Annotated in this window: 15 protein-coding genes and 1 pseudogene; 4 read left to right on the top strand and 12 right to left on the bottom strand. The window is 59.6% G+C overall.

Going from position 1 to position 23,049, the window contains the following annotated elements:
• The first annotated feature begins 472 nt into the window (after window positions 1–472).
• Window positions 473–631 carry a hypothetical protein gene (locus AC628_RS43695; protein WP_168193278.1) on the top strand — a complete coding sequence of 53 codons (159 nt, stop codon included), beginning with the start codon at window positions 473–475 and terminating at the stop codon, window positions 629–631.
• 434 nt (window positions 632–1,065) lie between these two features.
• On the top strand, window positions 1,066–3,546 hold the full coding sequence (locus AC628_RS01125; protein WP_245320972.1) for an NEL-type E3 ubiquitin ligase domain-containing protein: 2,481 nt from the start codon (window positions 1,066–1,068) through the stop codon (window positions 3,544–3,546).
• A 318-nt stretch (window positions 3,547–3,864) separates the two neighbouring features.
• Here AC628_RS01125 and AC628_RS42440 read toward each other — a convergent pair whose 3' ends face one another.
• The 7 genes from AC628_RS42440 to AC628_RS42435 form a co-directional block, all read right to left on the bottom strand.
• Window positions 3,865–4,086 carry a hypothetical protein gene (locus AC628_RS42440; RefSeq protein ID WP_143201374.1) on the bottom strand — a complete coding sequence of 74 codons (222 nt, stop codon included), beginning with the start codon at window positions 4,084–4,086 and terminating at the stop codon, window positions 3,865–3,867.
• A 10-nt stretch (window positions 4,087–4,096) separates the two neighbouring features.
• A complete protein-coding gene (gene sctV, locus AC628_RS01120; protein WP_074124930.1) occupies window positions 4,097–6,217 on the bottom strand; it encodes a type III secretion system export apparatus subunit SctV in 2,121 nt (706 codons plus the stop codon).
• Complete coding sequence (gene sctY / locus AC628_RS01115; protein ID WP_074124929.1) at window positions 6,210–6,644, bottom strand: type III secretion apparatus assembly chaperone SctY; 435 nt, start codon at window positions 6,642–6,644, stop codon at window positions 6,210–6,212. The genes sctV and sctY overlap by 8 nt, the downstream gene beginning before the upstream one ends.
• Before the next feature lie 3 nt (window positions 6,645–6,647).
• Window positions 6,648–7,160 (bottom strand): hypothetical protein, encoded by a 513-nt coding sequence (locus AC628_RS01110; RefSeq protein ID WP_074124928.1) that lies wholly within the window; start codon window positions 7,158–7,160, stop codon window positions 6,648–6,650.
• A gap of 23 nt (window positions 7,161–7,183) precedes the next feature.
• The gene (locus tag AC628_RS01105; protein ID WP_074124936.1) at window positions 7,184–8,074 is read right to left on the bottom strand and encodes a SctD/MshK family protein; all 891 of its coding nucleotides are present in this window, start codon (window positions 8,072–8,074) and stop codon (window positions 7,184–7,186) included.
• A 123-nt stretch (window positions 8,075–8,197) separates the two neighbouring features.
• Window positions 8,198–8,497: a hypothetical protein gene (locus AC628_RS01100; protein ID WP_074124927.1), complete on the bottom strand. Its 300-nt coding sequence runs from the start codon at window positions 8,495–8,497 to the stop codon at window positions 8,198–8,200.
• A 66-nt stretch (window positions 8,498–8,563) separates the two neighbouring features.
• Window positions 8,564–8,749 (bottom strand): hypothetical protein, encoded by a 186-nt coding sequence (locus AC628_RS42435; protein ID WP_143201373.1) that lies wholly within the window; start codon window positions 8,747–8,749, stop codon window positions 8,564–8,566.
• 649 nt (window positions 8,750–9,398) lie between these two features.
• Between AC628_RS42435 and AC628_RS01095 the strand changes: the two genes are divergently transcribed.
• Both AC628_RS01095 and AC628_RS01090 read left to right on the top strand, forming a co-directional pair.
• Entirely contained in the window at window positions 9,399–11,276 is a 1,878-nt protein-coding gene (locus AC628_RS01095; protein WP_245320971.1) for an HrpF/NolX family T3SS translocon protein, read from the top strand.
• 492 nt (window positions 11,277–11,768) lie between these two features.
• Window positions 11,769–12,709: pseudogene (locus tag AC628_RS01090) on the top strand (IS630 family transposase).
• Window positions 12,710–13,113: 404 nt separating this feature from the next.
• Here the strand turns inward: AC628_RS01090 and AC628_RS01085 are convergent.
• The 5 genes from AC628_RS01085 to AC628_RS43685 form a co-directional block, all read right to left on the bottom strand.
• The gene (locus tag AC628_RS01085; RefSeq protein ID WP_168193280.1) at window positions 13,114–13,749 is read right to left on the bottom strand and encodes a YopT-type cysteine protease domain-containing protein; all 636 of its coding nucleotides are present in this window, start codon (window positions 13,747–13,749) and stop codon (window positions 13,114–13,116) included.
• 698 nt (window positions 13,750–14,447) lie between these two features.
• The gene (locus tag AC628_RS01080) at window positions 14,448–16,097 is read right to left on the bottom strand and encodes an alpha,alpha-trehalose-phosphate synthase (UDP-forming) (protein ID WP_245320969.1); all 1,650 of its coding nucleotides are present in this window, start codon (window positions 16,095–16,097) and stop codon (window positions 14,448–14,450) included.
• A 167-nt stretch (window positions 16,098–16,264) separates the two neighbouring features.
• Window positions 16,265–16,483 (bottom strand): hypothetical protein, encoded by a 219-nt coding sequence (locus AC628_RS42430; RefSeq protein ID WP_143201372.1) that lies wholly within the window; start codon window positions 16,481–16,483, stop codon window positions 16,265–16,267.
• Window positions 16,484–16,582: 99 nt separating this feature from the next.
• Window positions 16,583–19,192, bottom strand: a complete 2,610-nt coding sequence (locus AC628_RS45935; RefSeq protein WP_349510095.1) for a shikimate kinase — start codon at window positions 19,190–19,192, stop codon at window positions 16,583–16,585.
• Window positions 19,167–22,835: a hypothetical protein gene (locus AC628_RS43685; RefSeq protein ID WP_168193277.1), complete on the bottom strand. Its 3,669-nt coding sequence runs from the start codon at window positions 22,833–22,835 to the stop codon at window positions 19,167–19,169. Before AC628_RS43685 ends, AC628_RS45935 begins: the two co-directional genes overlap by 26 nt.
• Between the last annotated feature and the right edge of the window lie 214 nt (window positions 22,836–23,049).

The raw sequence follows: 23,049 nt of genomic DNA, 5'->3' as shown, positions 1-23,049 counted from the left end.
CGAGAGAATAACGCGAAGACGAGCTGCCAGCTGCATCCTGCAATCGCATCCGAGCGAACGCATCCGCAAAGTCTTGGTTTTCGGAATCCGAATGCTCAGCATCGGAGGTTTCATGCGACGGACTACCCGACCAATCGTTAATTCGACCGTACATAGCGACCCTGCTCCTTTGGATCATACGTGTTGTGTTGTGCAGGTCATTTGACCTTGTCCCCGCTTAGACAGCTTAGCTGTCCGCAAGCTGACGCCAGCAGATAAATGGAAGTCAGGTGATCTGATAATCGGGCTCGGTGACCTTGCCCCGCGGGCTTAATCCGGCTTGAAGTTCGCTCGTCCAAGACAATGACCAGAGCATGAAGTGCAGCCTCTTTTCGGAAGAGATGGGGTATTCAGTCCGATCGCCTGACCTAATTGCCGCGCGGCACCTTTTGACGACGATGATGGACCAACTCCATCCGAAGGAGAAAAAGTCATGACCTACGTCGGCCTCGATGTTTCGCTGAATTCGTTGCGGTATGCAGGCGGCTTCTACATGGCCGACTTGCTAACGGCGATCACGATTGCAGGACCGCGGTGGCGGTGTCGGCCATCGAATGCCCAGGACAAATTGCAACTTTTACGCAGTCTCTGACTACCTGGCGCTCTCGCGAGATCTACCGATAGCTTGCGCCTCGTCATTCATCTCCCCGCGGGCTCGGCGCTCGACTGAACCGGTGACATTGTGTTGGACGATGTTGCCAAGACCGCCGATGCCGGCAGAACACATCTCGTGACTCGTAGAGGCAGAGGAGTCTTTGATTCCCCCCTCACAAAGATGCGCTTAGGTTACGGCTCTCGCTTCGGAGCAATTGAACGATCTCCGAAAAATCGCGCCCGGTCTGTAGCGCGACGATCTGGGAGAGAGGCTCCCCACCCAGATTGTGGTGCTATACTGTCCCGCGGAAAAATCTCAGGATCGTTACGATCATTCTGGTTCCTCGTCAGCTTCTCGAAAGCTTAGGCTCTTAGCGAGGACTTGTTTATCCAGGTCAGGCGTTAGCTCCTCATATCCGCCGGGAGAATGGGATGGATCCGTTCAACCACCTCAATCCATCCGAGGTCCCGGATGTCGGGCGGACGTACGACGAGGGCCTGCAACAGCAGCAGGCAGACCAAGCAGCGTTTCAGCAGCAGCTGAACGAGTTGCATCCGCGTGAGCTTCCACCTCCGCCCCCCAATTCAAATCGACGCCGCACCCCTTATGCCGGGTCGAACAGAGATGCGGATCCTTTGGGAATCTCGCATGAGGATCGCGTTGAACAAGGCCCCTCGCGGCTGCCCTCGAATCCGCCCTCCTACTCTGAACAAGGGATCAATCAGCATGTGCTTTTTGCGACCGCGGATCGCGATAGCCAGTTGTCAGACGGCAGTTCCAGTCCGACGGATGGTTGGCACGACATGAATGCAGCTGCCGATTGGCCGACGCATCATGTCGATCAAGAGCAGCATTGGTGGGCGGGAGCCGATGATGTGGTGCCGGAGTGGCTAACTATCCCGGCAAATCCCTGGGAGCAAGATCTCGCAGCACCGGTCCTTGGCCGACAGCCCTGGCCGGACGATGGAAATACTTCAAGAGGAGGCGGGCGGCTCCCCGCAGCCGCGGCGCAGTGGACCGAAGCCTTGCAAGGCACCGGGACCTCCACCGCAGCTGCTTCCAGCGATCTGACGAACTTTGAAGCCCCAGTCCTCCAGGAAGCGCCGCTTGACCGGATCCTAGACACCTGGGTTGGCGAGGAGGGGCAGACGGAAGATGAGGACCGGCAAGAGGCGGCGAGACGAATAAGAGCCTGGGCAGAAGCCGGCCACGTCTATACAGGGCTGGAGCTGCCCTACCTGGGTTTGACGACATTGCCCACAGCCTTTCCTCCCGGGCTGCAGTCGCTGGACGTGAGCCACAACGAGCTGCTGTACCTGCCTGACACCCTCCCGCCCGGACTCCGGACGCTCAGCGCCAGCGGCAACCGGTTGACCAGCCTGCCCGACGCCCTCCCGACGCAACTCCAATCACTCGAAATCGGCAGCAACCGGCTGACCAGGCTGCCCGAAACCCTTCCGGAGGGCCTATTGACGCTCGCCGTCGGCAGCTGCCGGCTGACCAGCCTGCCGGACACCCTGCCGGCCGGGCTCCAGGACCTGGATGTCCGCGGCAACCTGCTGACGAGCCTGCCCGACGCCCTCCCGAGCGGTCTTCAGTTGCTTGCTGTCGGCGGCAACCGGCTGACCGACCTACCTGCCAGCCTCCCGCCTGAACTCCAGGAGCTCGAGGCCGACGGCAACCGGCTGACCAGGCTGCCCGACACTCTCCCCACTGAACTCCAGTTGCTCTTCGCGCGCGACAACCATCTGAGAAGCCTGCCCGAGACCCTCCCGCCGGAGCTTCAGAGACTACACGTCAGCGGTAACAGGCTGACGAGCTTGCCGGAGACCCTCCCGGCTGAGCTCCAGGTGCTTGAGGCACGCGACAACCGGCTGACCGGCCTTCCGGAGGCCCTGCTAACCCGGCTCGGTTCTGGGTGCATGATTTACGTGGAGGAAAATTTGCTGTCCGAGCAGGCCCGGACTGATCTGGCGACAGCTCTGAATGCGCCAGGCTATGCCGGTCCGCGGGTCTTCTTCTCGATGGATGGAGGAACGGCGGGCGAGCCGGTGCGCGCCTTGAGCGAGGTGGCGGCTGACTGGCTCGAGGGCGAGCCTGAGGTGATCGCCGCCTGGCAGAACTTCGCCGACGAGGCGGGCGCCTCGGAATACGCGCTCTTCCTCGACAGGCTGCGAAAGACCGTGAATTATGGCAATGCCGAGTTCCGAAACGCGGTAACGGAGGATCTGCGGCAAGCAGCGATCAGGCCGGGGTTGCGCCAGCAGTATTTCCAGCTCGCCTTCGGGGCGAGCGCGACCTGCCAAGATCGCATTACCCTGACCTGGAATAGCATGCAGACCGCACGCGTGAACGCTGATGTCGAGGATGGCGCCTATGACGATCGGCTCGGCGAGCTCGTCGATCAGGCGCGGGTCTTGTTCCGCCTGGACGCGCTCGCGCCGATCGCCCGTCAGAAGGTCGACACGCTCCAGTTCGTCGACGAGATCGAGGTCTATCTCGCCTATCAGGTCAAGCTGCGCGAGCGACTGGACCTGCGGCTCATCGCTCCGGACATGCGGTTCTTTGATGTCTCCTACGTGACTGAGGACGACCTCACAGCGGCCGAGACGCAGGTGCGCAATGAGGAAGCGGCGGGGTTCGCCGACTATCTGGCGACTCGCTGGCAACCTTGGGAGACGGTGGTGAGCCGGATCGCTCCCGAAGCCCATGCACAGATGCAGGAGCGGCTCATCGAGGCGATGGACGAGCAGTTCCAGAGCCGCCTCGAGCAACGGCTCGCCGATCATGGCCTGACCGGAAACAGCGATGCCGAACTCCAGTTCGGAGCAAAGATCCGCGACGAGATCGCCTGTGAGATCAAGGACGCTCTGATGCGCCAAGTGCTCGACGACCACGGCCTTAAGCTGTGAAGCGGTCATCAAATTGCGAAGGACTGCAAACGGTCCTACGCGATGGCCTTCGCCGCCGCAGCGTTCGCGCCGACCGCTGCCGATCACCTGATCTTGTCACGCAGCATTTTTTCTCGTCCGCCGTTGCTTACCATTGCAGCGCTTCTGACCTGACCATGCCTCCCCGTTGGTCGAGCATAACGCATTCGTCTTCAGCGTGTGGAAACCCACAAGACATTGAGGAGTAGCTCAGCCGATCTTGCGCGAGCGTTCTTGTGTCGACAGGGCCAGCCCGATCAACATTTCGCAGTTCCTGCTTCAGCGAATTGCACAAAGCCTCTAGTCGGCATTCCGGCCGATCGCGCGCTCAATGCGTTCGCGCATCGCCGGATCGATATCTTTGGCGCCAAGCAAATCTGGCGGCGGCGTCTCCTGCACTTGAAGCGCGGGTCTATCCCAACGAGCGCAACCGCCGAGCCCAAGAATAACAAGGAAAGCCGAACACAAGAATGGACAAAATGGACCAAAGCGCGACCGGACGGCGTTTTGACGTGAATTCATGCGGTCCTTCTCAGATCGATTGCTGGGCCGATTTGTCGGCTGCAGCGATCATGTTACGAGGTTGCTCCAACGGAGCATTGTCCTTGGCAGCAGTCAGTGTGATTGATCCAACGGGCTGGATTGTGAAGTCGGGGGCAAGCTCCTGATAGGATAGAACAGGAAGATCGATCCCATTGCGGGTGAGAAAACCGCGGACAAAGCGCCGTACGTCCATCGAAGCAAGGATAACTGGGCGGGCCTGACCTCGAACCATGTTCGAATGGATCTGACGCACTCTTGAAAGCAGCGCCTCGCTTTGACCGTCCGTCAAAACCAGGTAGGGACCTTTGGGCGTATCGCGCACAGCGCCGCGAACAACCTCCTCGGTTTGCCGTTCGATGATAAAGACGGGCACGACACGGTGTGCGTTGGCATAACGGTGGCAAATCTGCCGCTTCAGACCCGAGCGAACATATTCAGTGAGCAAGACGACGTTTTGCTCTCGTCCGCTCCATTCAGCCAATGCTTCCAAGACCAGCCGGGTATTGCGGATCGGAATTCCCTCCTCCAGCAGGCGCCGCAGGACGTCGGCTATCTTGGGGATTGGCGTCGTACGCAACACCTCCTTCACCAGATCTGAATATTCGATCTCCATTCGAGCCAGCAATTGACGCGTCTCCTGAATACCTACCAAGCACGGAGCATGGCGGGTCAACGCCGAATTAACGCGCAAGGCCAGGATCTCAATGGGACCGCGATACCCGATGCCGGCCGCTTTAAGGGCCGATTGATTGCTTTGTTCGATCCAGATTCTATCCGTATCCGGGTCATGCCGGAATGGGATGCCGCTCAATTCAATGTTGGCCAGATCATCGTTGAGCACGAGCTGCGTTGGATCAATAAAATCCTGATCGACCGGCACGCCCTCGACATCCACCCTGAACACCAACTTTGGCAAGCGCTCGTCGACCTCGACGGGGATGCGCGGAATCGTGATGCCTAGATCTGTTGAGACCGATCCGGAAACCCGTGCAATGTGCTGCTGCAATTCGTCCCTGTCGATCGCCTGTATCAGACTGGGTGCGAGGAATAACGCAACGGGAAGCGCTTCCGCCGGGACGGTTTGCTTGTGAGGCTGTGCGGGAACGGGACCGGAGACATCAGCGTCTTTCTTGGCGCTTTGGACCACACCGTCAGCAAAGCTCGCTGCTGCAAAGACCGCGGCCAATACGAAAAAGACCGGCAACGGGAAACCCGGGATGATCCCCATGACAACCAAGACGCAGGCGGCCAGTCGCAAGGCGTGAGCATTGGCGGTGAGCTGGTTGACGATCTCGTTACCAAGGTTGAGCTGGGTAGATCCATTTACGCGAGTGATGATCGTTCCGGCTGTAATCGAGAGCAGTAGCGATGGAATTTGCGAAATTAACGCATCACCTATCGTCAGCAGGGTATATTGATGCAACGCCTCCGCGAAAGACATTCCCCTGGAGAGCACGCCGATAGTGATCCCGGCCAGCATGTTGATGCAAATGACCACCAACCCTGCGATGGCGTCACCCTTCACGAATTTCATGGCGCCGTCCATGGCCCCGTAGAGCTGGCTTTCTTTCTCCAATGCAGCGCGCCGACCGCGGGCCTCGTTCTGATCGATATGACCGTTGCGCAGCTCCGCATCGATCCCCATCTGCTTGCCCGGCAGGGCATCGAGCGTGAAGCGCGCCGCCACCTCCGCCACGCGTTCCGCGCCCTTGGCGACGACGATGAATTGCACCATGGTTACGACTAGAAAGATGACAATGCCGACGACGATATTCCCCGATATGACAAAGTCACCGAACGTGTGAATGATGCTGCCGGCATCCCCATCAGCCAGGATCAGCCGCGTCGTCGAGATGGTGAGCGCCAGCCGGAATACCGTGGAAATCAGAATGACGCTCGGCAAGGACGAGAAGTCGAGCGGGGTGCTGATGTAAAGAGCAACCATCAGCAGCAGTATGGCGATGCCCAGATTGAAGCCAATGAGCGTATCGATCGCTACAAGCGGGATCGGCATGATCATCATGCTGACCGTCAGAAGCAGCATCAACGCAACCATCAGATCGGAGTTGGCCGACGCGCGCGCAATGATGTTACGCAGGACGTTAGTCATGGAGGCCTTCTGATGGTTGTTTGATAAGAACTGTGCCGACGCGCAACGAAACATAGTCCTGGAAAACGGCGCGCGCCTCGTCCATGCGGCCTGCACGCCGCAGGGCATGGCTTCGTAGCAGCATCAAATGGGTGCGCGAAGACGGCTCGTCATCAAGTGTATCCAGTCTGTCCAGGATCCGCAGTGCTTGATCGCCAAGGCCCTCCGAGATGAGGGCGTAGGCGAGAATCCGTAGCAGGTCGACGTCTTGCGAGTTGTCGCGGACGATGAGCTGCAACAGAGCAACGCATTGTGCGCCCTGCCCACATGCAAGATGGAGATAGGAAAGTGCGCAGACCAAATCGCGCTCTTGCCAGGAACTCAGGCACACGTTACCGGCACTGGAAACGTCCGTCGTCGGCTGCTGCGCTCCATCACGGTGGACCATTGGCTAGGCTTCGATCAAGCTGTTCCGGTTCTGCCGGAGCAGGATCAGCCACTGCAGTCCCTGCTGCAGGACGAGGACACCTTCGTGCGCCATGGAATCAGAGGGCGCGGCCGAGAGCTTGAGGGTGAGACGTTCCAGAAGAACGCCGTACCGCTCTGGCCGCAGCATGTCCGGATGGCGCAGCCGTGGTGTGACGAAGGCGAGCAGATCATGCGCAATATCGCCCCCGTGGAGCGGCGTCAGCCCCTCGACATCATTGCCGCGGGTGCGCGTCTTGCTGAGACTGACGCGCCCCACTGCATCAATATCTTTGGCCTTCGATAGGGCGTCGATCGTCATATCGAGCGGCAAATGCGACGCGTTCGGCTCCCGCCAGATCGACGCCTGCTGATTCTCATCATTTGCGGGAGTACCGTCGATCTTGGTCTTGCTGAGGTCGATTACCGGTGCACGGTCCTCGTTGAGTCTCTGCGAAACAGTGCCAGGCCCGACATCATGACGGGACAGCTTTGACATGACCTCTCCAATTTTCCTTCGCGCTAATAGGGAACGGCAGCAAAACGGCCATTTCGACTTAGCAGCACGCGCCCTTCGTCGATTCGATCAACCGACCATCCGTCAGCCAACAGAGCACCGACGAAATATTTCTGTCCGCCGATAAGCAAATAGGGCTGGATTCCGTGCCAAACAGCTTCGAGAGCGATTGGAGAAGGTGGCTTGTCCTCCTTGACCCGCACTCCGTTTAAGAGGGTTAGCGCGCCATCTGTGCGACGATCAAACCATTGCTGGAGTTCCTGCCATTTCGCAACTGTTGCAGGAGTGACTGTTCCCTCAGCACTGACAAAACCTGGGCCCGAACCAATCCTGATATCGAGCAGGCCGGCCTTATCAACCTCCTGTTTCAACACTTCGGCTGTGTCTTGGGCACGCCGATCATCAGGCCGGCTCGCAATGCGCTTTTGTACAATCTCGGCTGCAGGGGCCGCACTGGCGCTTGGTGTACCTCCGCCGCCTTTGGATAAAGCCGTCGTCAGAGCACCAATACCGACAATGCCGAACAACACGATGGCCAGCGCCGAGATCGAAACGCGCGATCGGCTGGCCGAACTGGCCTCGACCGCATTTTGCATCGACCAGCGAATAGACATCGCGCCCACGTGGACAACGGCTGGAAGAGAACGAACAACGCGCTCGCCTGCGCCAACATCCCCCTCGCCCTCCATAGTGCCTATGGGTGCAAGGGCCTCGATCTCGATCGAGTTACCAACCAGGTTGACACGAAGGTGATGCGGCTCAAGCCCTTGTTCGACAAAGATCATATCCGCGTCGACGCCACTGCCGATAAGGCTCGTTCCGGCAGCCGCTTTTCCGCTCAGCCCGGCATAAAGTCCCGACAGCACCTCGAAGTGGAAGGAGGCAGCCTCATTCACCGACAATCCTCCAAACAAAGAGGAGCACGGCAGGCATTGCCGTACAGTTCATTCGAAGACCGCCACTGCTCACATCGCCGCCGCGACTGGAAAAGCGGGGCGAGGTCCGCCCCGCTTCCAGTGTTAGCCGTTGGCGCGCTCGCTCGCCGCCTTCTTCTCACTCGAGAGCTCGGTCGACAGCGCGCGCAAGCGCATGTCTTGCACCATGGATTGCAGGCTGACAGCCTTCAACTGCGCGATCAGAGCCTCGTAAGTTGCCGCCCCCCCGGCCTGATCAATGACAGCACCAGCTCCTGATGTGGCGGTAGACGCCGTGGTACCACCACCACCGGAACCTGAGGCCTTGTTGTCAGCCTTGTTGTCAGTCTTGGTGTCGGCGGTGTCACCACCATGAGAGCCAGAACCACCTACTTTGTTGACCATATCGCTTCACCTTCCGTTTGAATTGCCGCCACTGCTGGCGACGGTCCCTGACGTCGCGATTCGGCGTCAGGCATCCTCTTCTGTTTCAGCCACCGTTTCGTGAAGATTTGCCATGCCTCGCTCCATACTCTGCACCGCGGCCATGGCAAGAACCGAGCCAAAAGCTGATTCGAATTCTCGACCCTGATCCACGGACTGCGAAGCGCCACTATCAAGATTGGTGTGAACCACACTTTCGATTGCGCCGGCCATCTACTGCCTCTCACTTCAGTTTCATCAGAAAGGTGGCATCGCAACCGGGCGACCCACGTTGCTCACGCTAGCGGGATTAGCTGTCGAGAAGCTGACGAGCCGAAGGACGGATTCGGCGATAATCCCAATATCAGGATCAACATCAACCTGAGGCGAGAAAGCGGCTTCACGGGTAGATGCCAGGGCTGCACCGAACGATTTTCGCGACCGGGTGACCTAATTTTTACAACATCTCCTATGAGTGAGCGCCAGACAGTCCAGGCGCCCGATCCAGCAACTTCCATCGCACCCGTTGGACCAGACACCCAATCGTGCGATTGGCAAGGCACGGGCAAAACCGCGCGCTGCTCGAACCGCTTCCGCGAGAATCAGGGGTGATAGCGCTTCGCGGCTTCGCGACGATGGTCATTGGCGATGACTGGAGGTGTCATACCCCTCCAAACCCATCAGGACAGCGTCGTGCTGCGCGTGCACTGGGGCGGAGATGACATTGTTGGGTCGCAGATGACATTTATGAGCACGCCGGCGGCTCTTTCGAGATAAATCGAAGATGACCGCGATTGGCTGAAGGTGAGCCTTCTCAACTCGTCAGCTTCTCGAAAGCTTGCCCCCCTAGTCTCGCGCGAACGCGTCGTTCTTGCGATCGCCGATGTCACCGATTGACCGCAACGGAAATGAACTCAAAATGCAGCTCAATAGCTTTTCACTGCCCGCCAGTGTGGATCCAGCTCAGTTTGGACGTGTACCGGGGGGGTCGTCGGCATTACGACCATCCGACCAGACTGGGGAAGGCAAGCTTTCGATCTTCGAGGCGTTGGTGTCCATAAGCTCGCGGGAAGAGAAATCCGATGTCCCCTCCACGCCAACGGATCCGTTGCAGCCAGAGCTGCCGATGCCGCAGGATCCATTGGACCAGCTGCCAGCGGATGTGAAGGCGGCGATCGAGGCATTGGAGAAAGATTCGCTTCCTTCCTCCTCAGCCGACTCCTCTTCCGTCGACAAATCGGCATCGGCTGCGCCCGCTGCAGCACCCGAGGTGGCGACCGCTCCGGTCGCAAGCTCGAGGATCACATGGAATGGCGGCACGCTGACCGATGCCGAGCTGGAGATCGTCGCAGTGCTGAACCGGCACAAGGACCAATGCCCGCTCAGCTGGGACTCGTTGGCAGAGAAGGCGAACGACCCCTCGACGCCACCGGATCTGAAGGCAGCGATCAACAAATTGCGGCAGGACCCGGAGCTGTTCTATGCGATCGGCTCTCAGGGCGACGGCCGCTGCGGGGGCAAGATTAAGGCGAATGACCTGTCCGAGTTCTCCGCCAGCCACTCGCAGGTTGCTGCATTCCAGGAGCGGCAGGCGCACAGCTACGAGCAGAACTACATCTCATCCGACGGTACCGGAAATGGACAACCGTCGGCCATGACCGCGAATGATGCATTGCGCGAACTCTACCGGTATTCTGACTACCTGCCTAAGAATCTCAGTCTGGACGATTTCAAGAGGATCGTCGACGGCAACGCCAAGACCGGCAAGTGTCCGCCTCAGGTGATCGCGGCGGCTCAATACTTCCTCGACCATACCGACGCCTGGAAGCAGTTGTACGGTGGCGCGATTGATAAAGTCCATAAAGAGGATTTCCTGCAAGTCGCTTCATCGTCGATGAACCTGACACAGAGCGAGCTCGACACGCTCGGCACGATCAACAAGAATCAATCCGCATTCTTCGGGAAAGGCGACCTGACACGAGAGAAGCTGTCGAGCATGGCGGACGACAAGAGTCTCGATCCGAACGTACGCCAAGCAGCGTCACAGCTGCTTTCGGACCCGCTGTTGTTTGGGTTACTGAACAATTCGATCACTGGCTACAAGACCCATCATAAGATCACCGACTTCGGCGGCGGGCATACGGTCGATTCCGGTAACATCAGCAACAACGACTTCACGCACTTCTACGGCAACATGTCGACTGCGAACCGTACCGTTCAGCAGACCAAGACCCATGTTCCGACGACCGCCGCCGAAAAACGCGCGGTTGCGGACATGATGATGGGGGTGGACGACCAACCCGATATCAAATCTGCGAAAAAGAATGGCGGAGCCATCATGCATGTGGTCGACGACGTGCTCAAGGTAGGCACGAAGGTGCTTGATTTGGCGGCCACGGCAGTCGGCGTGCTCGGCTTCATTCCCGCCTTGGGCGAAGTGGCCGATGCCATATCGATGGTACTCGAGTTGGAGTCGCAAGCAGCGAACCTTCTTCACACGGCCATTAGCGGGGGCGATATGAAGAAGGCGCTGAAAGAAGTCGGCATCAATCTTGCGGCGCAGGCCGTTGGCTGTATCTCCGGGCCCGAGGTCAAATTGGCGCTGCGCGAAGGTCTCGCAAAGAAGGTTCTGGAAGAGGCCGCGACGAGGGGTATCGACCTGACGGTCTCGCAGGCGCAATCCTATGCCCAGAACTATTTGGACGACCTGAAGGCCCGCCTTGAGACCGGACCGATGCAAGCCGCAGGTGTTCCGAGCTAGGTCGCCGCGAGGCCTCGTCTTGGAGCTGACAGGCCAGTTGCGCTGACAGCCTGCGGCTTGGAGTTCGCTCATTGCAATGATAGAGGCGCGACGCAACGTTTGGCGCCCGCGCGTATGAGACCTCGACTCGCCACCGCGAGGTCGCCACTCCGCGAGCGTCGCAGAAGAAAACGCGCCGCAACATCGAGGCGTCGCCCAAGCTCTGCGGCGCCACTGTGAGGATCTGATCATCTCGTTAGGCGACAGCACCATCGCATGCGCGAGTACTGAAACGCCCAAAGCCAGCTTCCGAGACCAAGCTGACTGGCCGTGCGAGGGGCTCGGCTGCAGCCGGGGGTGATTGTGCCGCCGAAAGTAGACCGCTCAAAGCGCAGGACGAGCGCTGTAAGAGATGGGCGCTAGAGCGGCTCACGGATTCATTGAATCGGAAGGGATTCCGGATTTGCGGCGAATATGATTCAAGATGCTGGCTGGGCTGGAGGCCAGCATCCGATGGTCCGACCAATTTCCAACGATCTGCGTAAGCGTGCGGTTGCGGCAGTTGCAAAGGGCGAGAGCTGCCGTTCGGTGGCGTCGCGGTTTGGGGTTGCGGTGTCGTCAGTTGTGAAGTGGTCGCAGCGTTATCGAGCGACCGGCTCGGTCGCGCCCGGCAAGATGGGCGGCCATCGGAAGCCCGTCCTTGAGCCGCATCGCGCCTTCATCATGGAACGGATCGGTCAGACGCCGCATTTGACGCTTCACGCCCTCAAGGACGAGCTTGCCGCGCGCGGGATCAAGGTCTCCCACAATGCGGTTTGGCTATTTCTGCGACGCGAAGGGCTGCGGTTCAAAAAAACGCTGCTCGCCCTCGAGCGAGCTCGCGCAGACATCGCGCGTAGACGCCAGCGCTGGGTGTTCATGGCAGGCCAATCTCGATCCCCGACGCCTGGTCTTTATCGACGAGACCTGGATCAAGACCAACATGGCCCCACTGCGCGGATGGGGACCAAAAGGCGCGCGGGTGCGGAGCTTCACGCCACATGGTCATTGGCGGACGCTGACATTCCTGGGCGCCTTACGCTGTGACCGCCTCACCGCACCTTGTCTGTTCGACGGCCCAATCAACGGCGAATGCTTCCGCGCCTATGTTCAGCAGGTTCTCGTCCCGCAGCTTCAGCCTGGCGACATCGTCATTATGGACAATCTCGGCAGCCACAAGTCGGCCGCCCTGCGCAGCTTGATTAAAGCCGCCGGCGCCAGGCTCTGGTACCTGCCGCCATACTCCCCCGATCTCAATCCGATCGAACAGACCTTCGCCAAGATCAAGCACTGGATGCGCTCCGCCCAGAAGCGCACGCTCGACGACATTTGCCGCCATATCGGCGGCCTCGTTCCAGCCCAACGAATGCGGAAACTACTTCGAAAACGCTGGATATGCTTCCATCAAAACGTGAAACGCTCTAGCCGTGTCTGTGGCGAACGAAAGGAAGACGATCTTGAAGGCCTAGACTGGAACTTGTGCGGTCTTCCCGACCTAACCACCTCTCGCCGCGCCGACCGCGGTCTACAGTTTTCGATAGGCTGTGACGCCAGATCAGGCGACTGAGGCGGCTCCATGAGCCTGCCCCGACCAAGTTCAGCAGCTCCCTGGACGGACATCCGAGTCGTCTCGGGACAGAACGGTGCGGCTCTGTTCCCGAGGGTAAACGCGAGCGGCTCGCTCGCGATTTGGACGTCCTGCACCCTTGCTGCCCTCGCCATGATCTCATATCCGGCGCTCTGTGCAGCAAGTGGGGAACGGATCCCGCATTCTTGTACGGCCATCACAGAACGCGCAAATCGCCTGGCGACCCCGACCTCAGTTTATTTTTTGTGTGGTGATGGTCGACAGGTGCTGCCCGTTGGGGTTCCTATAACGATTGGCGAGGCTTTGAAGCAATCCTTCCATCTCGTCTGGTTGAGCAGTAAATTCTCCATAATTCGGATCAAAGAGTGTCGTACTTCCATCCAAGGTCGACGTTGCAACGACGTGTGAGCCACCTTCGGCGAAATACAAACTGAGCAAATATTTAGATCCGTCGTCGGTGATTTTCCTCACCATGTTCGAATGCTTGCCGAATTCGTATACCTTCTCTTTTCCGGACGGATCCAAATTTGCTCCCCGAAGTACTCGGTTTTGTGCCTCAAGGTCTGCCTGAGACGCTCCTGCTCCCCGCCTTCGCAACTCGTCCTTGAAGTCTTGATACCGCTCCTGCCGCGCAGCCGCTGAATCGTGCGTTCGTGATCCGGGTGCTAGCGCACTCATTCGGGTTGATGGACTGTTGCTGAGATTGCTGAGCCATTCCGCAGTCAATCCGACGCAGATGCCGTCCACATTGGCTTCATGCAATTCGGCCGTCCGGTATTGGAACAGGGAGTTGCTCGGCCTCGCCGGAGAAGACGTGCTGGGATTGTGTGGCTCGGAGGCCTGGGGTGTGCTGACGCAACAACCCATTTTGTCGGGCAATTCTCCAGGTGGTAACCTCCTCCGCGACCTGAGATTTTGCTTGTCTGTGCCAAATGGAAGGTTTTCGAACTCCACCACGGATGGCTCGGAAGTGATTGAGTGCGGCCGTGTTGGCGCCGAAGACGAATTCGCATGGGGATCTGGCATCGATCGGGACGACAAGCCCACAAGTATCTGCCGAAAGCTGTCGCTGTCCGCAGACTGACTCGGTTCGTGAGTTTGGCTCGGACGTGTGGGCGGGCCACTGATTCGATTGTGCATGACGATTCTCGCTTCCCTTTGGCGTGGATCCTTCGCAGTAGGTTCGCCTTGCTTAGGCGGAGCTGTGCTGTGAATGATATCCAGATAAGCTGATGAGAAGCTGACGGGCAGGCGTTGCCCAGTTTAGCGAGCATGACGAAGAACGAGGGACGGCATCCTTTTCGGGCAGCGGCCGCGACGATGGCCGTCCTGGCAGGCAGTCCGACGGCTCTGGCAGGTGCTTGCACGTACCAGGCGATGGCGCGTGTCCGATAGACTGGGTTCGCGATGGAACGCGGATAGAAGGAAGCAAGAACGCGCTGCGCTTGTCTTGCCGATTTGCAAATAAAGCATTGAACAAACGAGCTCCTGAATGTGGATTGGCCTTTTGATCAGAACCCTACTTGACCAATCGGGCCCACCTCCGCTTTGGCCTCCACGCATTCTCAAGGCAAGATCCAGCGCGTATCCTGTACATGCTTCACCGCGACATTTAACTCCTCCGCTGTCGCATACATGGGCACTTGGGCCTCGTTGAGCCAGCCGAAGCCGAGATATCGGAACTGATCGGCTGGCACCGCCACGCGACTGGGGCCGAGCTCGCGAACGAAGTCCTTCGACCAGTCATGGATCGTATACGCCTCAAGTGTGTTGATCATCGCTCGCCAGCGTTCGATGCGCTCCTCGCGCGGCATTTCGATGGCTGTTGAAATCGCGGCCGCGATGTCGTCAGGAGAGGTCGGATCCACATGCAGTGGCCCATTTTCGTTGAGGTCCTCTGCCGCCCCCGCGAACTTCGACAAGACCAGCACGCCCGGATCGTTCGAATCTTGCGCAGCAATATATTCTTTCGCCACCAAATTCATACCGTCACGCAACGGTGTCACCACACCAACGTCCGCGGTCCGGTAATACCCCGCTAGCCGCACCTGCGAGAAGTGATCCTTCTTATAGAGGATCGGCTCGCAGCCGTCGTCCGTTCCATGCTTACGATTGACGTCTTCGACGAGGCAGGCAATATCGCGCTGATATTCACTATATGCCGGAATGTCGGCGCGCGACGACGTCCCAATCTGCAAGAGCGAGATGCTTTGCGGCTTGTTTGTCAACAGCAGGTCGAAAGCTTTGATCCGATTGTCGATACCCTTGGTATAGTCGAGGCGATCTACGCCGATTGCCAGCTTCGTGCGATCGAGCTTGTCCTGGATCGACGAGATCTCCTGTCGGTATTCCACGAGCGATTCCACGGCATATTTTGCGAACTGCTTCGGATCGATACCAATCGGAAACACCTGGCAACGAGTGAGGCCTCGCTCCGAGATCACAACATCGCTCCTGCTTTCCATCCCAAGATGCACTTGGAGGCACGATAGGAAATTGTCTAGATCCCAGCGGGTCTGAAAGCCGACAAGATCGTACGCCAACATGGTTTCCATCAGATCGCGATGATGGGGCACCTTCTCTATCACATCAGGGTTCGGCCATGGCGTATGTAGGAAAAAGCCGATCGGCTGCTCGATCGCGAGCTCGCGCAGCTCCTTGCCGAGGGAAAGGAAATGATAATCATGCACCCAGATTGCATCTCGCTTTCTAAGGCATGACAGGGCGCGCGCCATGGCGCGGTTGATCTGGCAATAGCTGTTATAATGCTCTTCCGATGCAGGGGACATCCGCTCGGTCAGCGAATGAAGCGCGGGCCACAGAGTAGAATTTGAAAATTCATGATAGAAGCCGGCGTAGTGGGCGGCCGGCAGATCTACTTTTGCAACTTGACCCTTGCCGTGCGGCTCAAGAGGAGTTAGCTGCTCACTGCCGTCGCTTAGCGTTCCCGAGGCCCCCATCCAAACGGCGCCAGAGCGTTCAACGGCCGGCTCGAGGGCCGCGGCAAGACCACCCGTCTTGGGTTCGCCGGGGTCGAAGCTCGATACACGATTAGAAACAAGGATAAGTTGCATATCCGGCTGCTGAGCCGTCATGGCGCTGCCGGCCTCATGCCGGGCAAAGATACTATAACGGGAAAATTCTAGATCGGCTTGGCTCGGCCGCCTCTCTGCGGCTTTGCTCAGGTGCGCGTCAAAAGCGGCGGCTTGGTTCACTTTCAGCTGTTCTGGCCTGGCGCGCAACGTGCGAGGAGAAGCTGTACTAGCAGCGAAATTGACACTAGATGGGTCCATTCCAGACCTCCGATTGAGCAATCAGAACGGCTAGCTTCGGACTGCCCCCTTTTTGTGTTAACAGCTCGACCTTTCGAGAAGCTGACGACCTAGGTCGCCCGTGCCACGTTCAGGTGGGGCGCCTCTGTCGTTTCGAGATGGCCGGTCTGGCTCGGCGCGTTTGAATTGTCGGACGAGGTTGATACGACAGCACTGAGCAGGGCGATCTTCGCCTGGCTCGAATGGTGTGCCCGCTCGAGGTGAAGAGACTGTTCATCTCGATCGGTGCACGCGATATCGACAACCAACCTTGTGAGTGCCGAGGTCACGGTGCCGCTCCCATGACATTGGCCGGTATCCGGTCCGCGCTCGCCTCGCCGCAAAGATGGGCATGCAGCGCGACCACGCATTGATCCGCGTTCCTGTTGTCACGCCTTCCCGGGACGATGGTGAGATCGGCACGTTGATAGATCGGTACGCGCTCGCGGATCAATTGCGTGATCTTGTCCCCCCCGGTCCTCGGTCTGCAACAGCGGGCGGGTGGTGTCACGAGCAAGGCGCTTCCTGATCTCACCCGCGTTGGCATTGAGCCAGATCGAGACCCCTTTCTCGGCGACGCGGCGCTGCGTCTCCTCATGCATGAACGCGCCGCCACCGGTGGCGAGCACCGCGGGTCCCCGCTCGAGACACTCCGCGATCAAACGCGCCTCGAGGTCCCTGAAATACCGCTCCCCTTTGGTCGCAAAAATGTCCGTGATCGACATGCGAGTCATCGTCTCAATCTTTTTGTCGGAGTCGATGAAGGACAGCCCTAGTCGTCGCGCAAGATGTGGGCCGATAGTGGATTTGCCGGAGCCGGGCATGCCGACGAGCACGACCGGCCGGCCGTCGAGGGCCGCGACAACCTCCTTTGCGGTCGGTGATCGCTCGAACGTCCCTGTTTGTCGGGTAGATCGCAGCGCAAAGCCAGCGCCGACGCCAGCTGTACGCGCCTCTTCGATTGAAAAGTGGGGAATGTTTTTGACACCATCGGGTATCGCAACTTCTCTGCAGACCTCGCGCACGCGCTGCGTGAGCTGCTCGATCTTACGGTCATCCGGTGCATCGCTTCTGCGCAGTCGCTGGAGCTCCTTATAAGTATCGTGATTGGCAATTTTGGCTTTGTAGCTGGCCGGCGTATGAAACTCCGCCTCGAAGCGGTAGCCATCCGGCGTGGCGAGCACAGTCTTGATGCCGGCAAAGGTCGGAGCGCTCATCCTGAACCAGTTTGCTGTGCTGAATTCGGTGTAGCCTTGTTCCTCAAACGACAGAATGGCTTTCCGGAAGGCCTTTGCAAAATCCTTATCGGGCGCTTCGAAGACATGGCGCACGGCGTTGCTGATCAGCTGTGAGGCGCCTTCGGGGACGTCATTCACAGCCAAGAGTTGATCTGTGAGAGAGCTTTCCGTCTTCAATCGATGGTCGAGATGGGGCATCTTCACATCGATGCCCGTTTGCCGGAGATCCTTGGCAACCTGAAGCGCCGCTGCAGTGATCGCCTTTTCTTCGACTGCGGCGCGCGCCACCTCGGTCTGGGCGCGCTCCGAGGCCAGTTCGCGAGTTAGCGTCAATTTGATGGCAGAATCCTCGGCAGGCTGCCGGTCAAAGGGACGAGGCAGAATCCCTTTCTCCGCAGCAAGGTTGATCGAGGCTTCCATGATTGAAGCCGCCAATGTGGGATTGTCCTTCAGATCTTCCAAGGTCGTGTCGACATTGAACATCCCGTGATTGAGGGTCGCCGCCATGCTCTTGACATAAGGCACCGACTTCAGGCCCGGCGTCTGCTGCAGGAGCCTCTGGAGCCCTTGGCTTTTCTTCATAAATAGCTGGACGCTGGTGTCGGATTTAAAGGCGTCCGTTCCGACCTTGATGCCGAGGCTCAGGAGATTGCTTGCGCTTTGCACGAGGTCATCGGCAATGTACCCATCCGGCCGTGGACTGATGCGCGGAGGATAGTTGTCGAGCAAGGCCTGGATACGGTCGCGCGGGTGAGTGGCCGCCGGATAGGTCTCCGCCAGGTTTGGGAAAAGCTCTGCAAGCTCCGGGCTTACCGTCAGCTTGGTATCGCGCGCGCTTTCGACTGTTTCGGGCAGCACCTGCTCATCCATGCTTGCTGCCCACGCGACAAGGTCGGTGACGAGGAACTCGGCAATTTCGTGGGCAACTGCATGGTCTGCAGCCTTGATTTCGGGCCTCGCTCTGTCGAGCATGTGCTCGACATCCTGGGCGCTCACCTGCTCCTGGTTCAGTAATTGAAGGATGTCGCGCTGAAGTTCGTGGTGAAACCCCTCGTACGTTCCAAACACGGCGCGCTCGGCAAACCAACGTCGTGCTTGATGGGACTGCGCCAGAAAGCTCCGCTGCAGGCCGGTATAAACCTCCAAAGTATCCCGCGTCGCCGCGAGGATCTGGCTGGCACGGCTAAATTTGTAATCATTGCCCTCGATTGCCGGCGTATGCGATTTTGGTGGCTTGAGCGAACGAACCCCGCGGGCTTGCTCCTTGTCATCGAACAGGCGAACATGCTCATAAAGCTGCGGCCGGTCACCGATGATAACAATCATATCTCCGTCGAAATCGCCGTCGAGCTTTTTCTGCTCACCGGTCGGGACGGCGACCAACGACCCCGGAGCAAACACCTCGGTCGCCTGCAGGATGCCGACGCAATCGACCAGCGTGTCCGCCTTGACGCGGTCCTTGCGCTCGGTCCAGCTCGAATGGCATTTGACGTCCTCAGCCGACATCACCAGGCCACGATCTGCGTAGTCGGCCGGCCACAGCTCGTCCGGCACCACGATCAGAATGCCTTTGGCAAAGAAGCTCGGATCGTCGGCCGCCAGTTGCTCCCGGGACTTCTCAGCGACGCTGAAACTGTATTGCATGGCCACGCATCTATCGAGGAATGCCGCAGTCGGGTCCCCATCAGCTGCTGACTTGACGCGTTTGTAGTCAAGCGGGCGCAGGTTGGGATTGTCATAGGGAGACCGCCCGATCAGCACGCCCCCCCGTTCCCGTCAACGTCTCGCTCTTGCGTTGTGGCACATGGAGGTAATCGTCACTGGACGGGACGGCAACCGCGCCGGAACCGTCGATGTGGCCTGCCGTCACCGTACGAAACAGATGCTCGCCTATCAGGCTTTCCTCTTCTCTGCTCTCCAGCCAAGCCTTGGCTTTCTCGCGCGCCTCGCCCGCCACTCGCTCACTACGCGGATAATGTTGCAGCGCCGAGGCCGGAACGGACGATCTCCTTGCTTCGCCATAGGGCGGCGTCCGATCGGGACCTTCCTTCGGGCCGGCACGGCGAACGGCGAGCATACGCTCGGCCAGCGAGGCCTTGATGAAGCCACAGCCGTCATGCGGTCGCAGAGCAATCGGGCCTTCCGGTCCGGTCAGTCTGAAGGGATGTGCCTCGTTGGCCGGGCGGTCTGGCGCTAGCAACAGCTTGAAGGCGCCCTCGAGCGCGTAGTCGTGAGGGCCGAGATCCTTGATTGCGGGTGGCGCCGCAAATCCCCTACGCTGAGTGTACCAATAGGCCTCTTTGAAGGGCGCCCAAGCGCGCATTAGCTTCTCGAAAGACGTTCCCGGAGCGGTTTCGGCATAGGGAATGGCGAGCAGCTTTCCTCCCGAGGATGCTGCTGCCGGCTTGGCTGGAGCACGGGCGGCGATTTCGAGCACGGTCGGTTTTGGTGCCTTTAACTTGCTGCCGCCGAACAGGTCCATGCGGTATGGCACCCCCTTATACGTGAACGTGCGCGCCAGCATGAGGGCGCTCGGCTTTGCTGGCAGCTGCACGGCGACCACCTCGATCGCCCCTGAGGTTAGCCGATGAAAGATCGAGTATCGTGTCTCGGGCTCCGTGGCCAGAGGCCGTCCCTGCATGTCCACCACCGGCAACCGCATCAGACCAGCCTCGCCCTGTGGGGGCCTCGGCTCGTGATCCATGGCTCGCAATACCTCGTGGACATCGAATATGGACGCAGGATATTTGTCCTGGATCGTTGCCGCGTTCTGCTCGACGAATGCGTCCAGCGCATCGACCGGGCTCTCCGCCTCGATTTGCGCGATCAGGTTCCAGCTCATGTTGGAAAGATCGCCCTGAATGAGGTCGCGCGTACTGGCCAGGGTCTCTTTGGTACCGTGCCGCAACTCTTGCTGCCTCTTGCGCAAATCGGCCTTCTTGCCCTCGATATCCGGTCGCTTGAACATGTTCGCCAGAACCGCACGAGCCTTGATCACCTGATAGATCGAGAGCGCTGGAGCGCGACTGGCGAGCGGCCCACGGGTTCGCTCTGCCGCGCTTGCATTGAAGTGTGCCTCGACCTTTTGCTCCACGACCGGCTGGAGATCGTTCAGCAAGTGGAGAGCCACTCTGCGATGCCAGCGCAGGTGCGGGCTGCGCGCCAGCGGCACCAGCGCGGCACAGAGATTGCCGATGGTTTCGAGGTTATTCTCAGCGGCAAAACCAGGGGCACGTTGCAATTCGTTGAGCCGATCCAACCCGGTCGAGGCAAGTGAGCCAAGATCCTCGAACAGCCGAGTCTTCGCCAAGGCCTTGAAAATGGTGGCGATGGTCCGAGCATCGCTCTGCTCCAGCCGATCATTGTCGTAGTGAAGGTGATGGGCCAGCTGATGCAAGCGATCCTTCAGCAGAGCGGTCTCTGTGATCTCTCCCGTCTCCTCCCCTCTCACGATACTTCGCCCCAGGGCATTGGCGATCATGCTAAACTGCGGCGTCGTGAAGGCGCCGAAGCGTTGGCCTGCCCGGCCTAGTCCGCGTGCGACGTCCACCAGCGCCCGGTGACACGCTGCGTCGTCGGGCCACTTGCTGAAGCCATTCATCAGATATGCCATCTGCTCCGGCGTGAAATCGGAGAGCGGGCGGCGACCGACCTCACCCGCGATTGCGGCCGCGGCTTGGCAAGTGTCCGGGTCTTCCGACCACTTGCTCAATCCGTTCACCAGATTCGCCAGCGCCTGCTGAGTAAAACCGGAGAGTTGATCGCCACGGCGACGGACCTCACGAGCGATCGCGACCGTCGCTTGGCCCGCGAATGCTTCTTCCGGCCATTTGCTGAACCCGTTCACCAGGTTCGCCAGCGCCTGCGGGTCAAAACGCAAGAGCTGGGACGGCACCTGACCTGCGATTGCGACGGCAGCCTCGCGACAGCCCACCGCGTCCGGCCACTTGCTGAAACCGTTCACCAGGTTCGCCAGTTCCTGCGGGTCAAAACGCAAGAGCTGGGGCGGCACCTGACCGGCGATTGCGACGGCAGCCTCGCGACAGCCCGCCGCGTCCGGCCACTTGCTGAAACCGTTCACCAGGTTCGCCAGCTGCTGCGGGTCAAAGCGCAAGAGCTGGGACGGCACCTGACCTGCGATTGCGACGGCAGCCTCGCGACAGCCCACCGCGTCCGGCCATTTGCTGAAACCGTTCACCAGGCTCGCCAGGTGCTGCGGGACAAAACCCAAGAGCTGGGACGGCACCTGACCTGCGATTGCGACGGCAGCCTCGCGACAGCCCGCCGCGTCCGGCCATTTGCTGAAACCGTTCACCAGGTTCGCCAGCGCCTGCGGGTCAAAACGCAAGAGCTGGGACGGCACCTGACCGGCGATTGCGACGGCAGCCTCGCGACAGTCCGCCGCGTTCGGCCATTTGCTGAGACCGTTCACCAGGTTCGCCAGCGCCTGCGGGTCAAAACGCGAGAGCTGGGATGGCACCTGACCTGCGATTGCGACAGCGGCCTCGCGACAGCCCGCCGCGTCCGGCCATTTGCTGAAACTGCTCGCCAGGTTCGCCAGCTCCTGCGAGGCAAAACGCAAGAGCTGGGACGGCACCCTGCCGGCGATTGCGACGGCAGCCTCGCGACAGCCCTCCGCGTCCGGCCATTTGCTGAAACCATTCACCAGGTTCGCCAGCGCCTGCGGGTCAAAACGCAAGAGCTGGGACGGCACCTGACCTGCGATCGCGACGGCAGCCTCGCGGCAGCCCGTCGCGTCCGGCCATTTGCTGAAACCGTTCACCAGGTTCGCCAGGTGCTGCGGGTCAAAACGCAAGAGCTGGGACGGCACCCTATCGGCGATTGCGACGGCAGCCTCGCGACAGCCCGCCCCGTCCGGCCATTTGCTAAAACCGTTCACCAGGTTCGCCAGGTGCTGCGGATCAAAACGCAAGAGCTGGGACGGCACCCTGCCGGCGATTGCGACGGCGGCCTCGCGACAGCCCGCCGCGTCCGGCCATTTGCTGAAACCGTTCACCAGGTTCGCCAGCTCCTGCGGGACAAAACGCAAGAGCTTTGACGGCACCTGACCGGCGATTGCGACGGCAGCCTCGCGACAGCCCGCCGCGTCCGGCCATTTGCTGAAACCGTTCACCAGGTTCGCCAGCCCCTGCGGAGCAAAACGCGAGAGCTGGTACGGCACCTCACCGGCGATTGCGGCGGCAGCCTCACGACAGTCCGCCGCGTTCGGCCATTTGCTGAAACCGTTCACCAGGTTGGCCAGCGCCTGCGGGTCAAAACGCGAGAGCTGGGACGGCACCTCACCGGCGATTGCGACGGCAGCCTCGCGACAGCCCGCCGCCGAGGAATGTCGGCCGAACGATAATGCAAACAGAGAAAGTGCGATGGGATCGATTTGCTTCATAACCGCCTTGTCGAGGCGCGACAAGCGAACCGCTAAGGCCTGGCAAGCTCTTACGCCGGCCTCACCTCCAGCTTCCCGGCTCAGCTCATTGCATGTCGTGGCGTATCCCCACGAGGACCGGATATTTTCCTGCAACTGCGGCACAAATCGAGCATCGAAACGGGCAGCTGCGGTTTGCAGAAAGTCTGAAAGATCCTGCCTTCCCAGCTGCTTG

The sequence above is a fragment of the Bradyrhizobium sp. NAS96.2 genome (assembly GCF_001908235.1).
In the GTDB taxonomy this organism is placed as follows: domain Bacteria; phylum Pseudomonadota; class Alphaproteobacteria; order Rhizobiales; family Xanthobacteraceae; genus Bradyrhizobium.
Note: the sequence above shows the minus strand (reverse complement) of the source record. Positions and strands in the feature narration are given on the sequence as shown.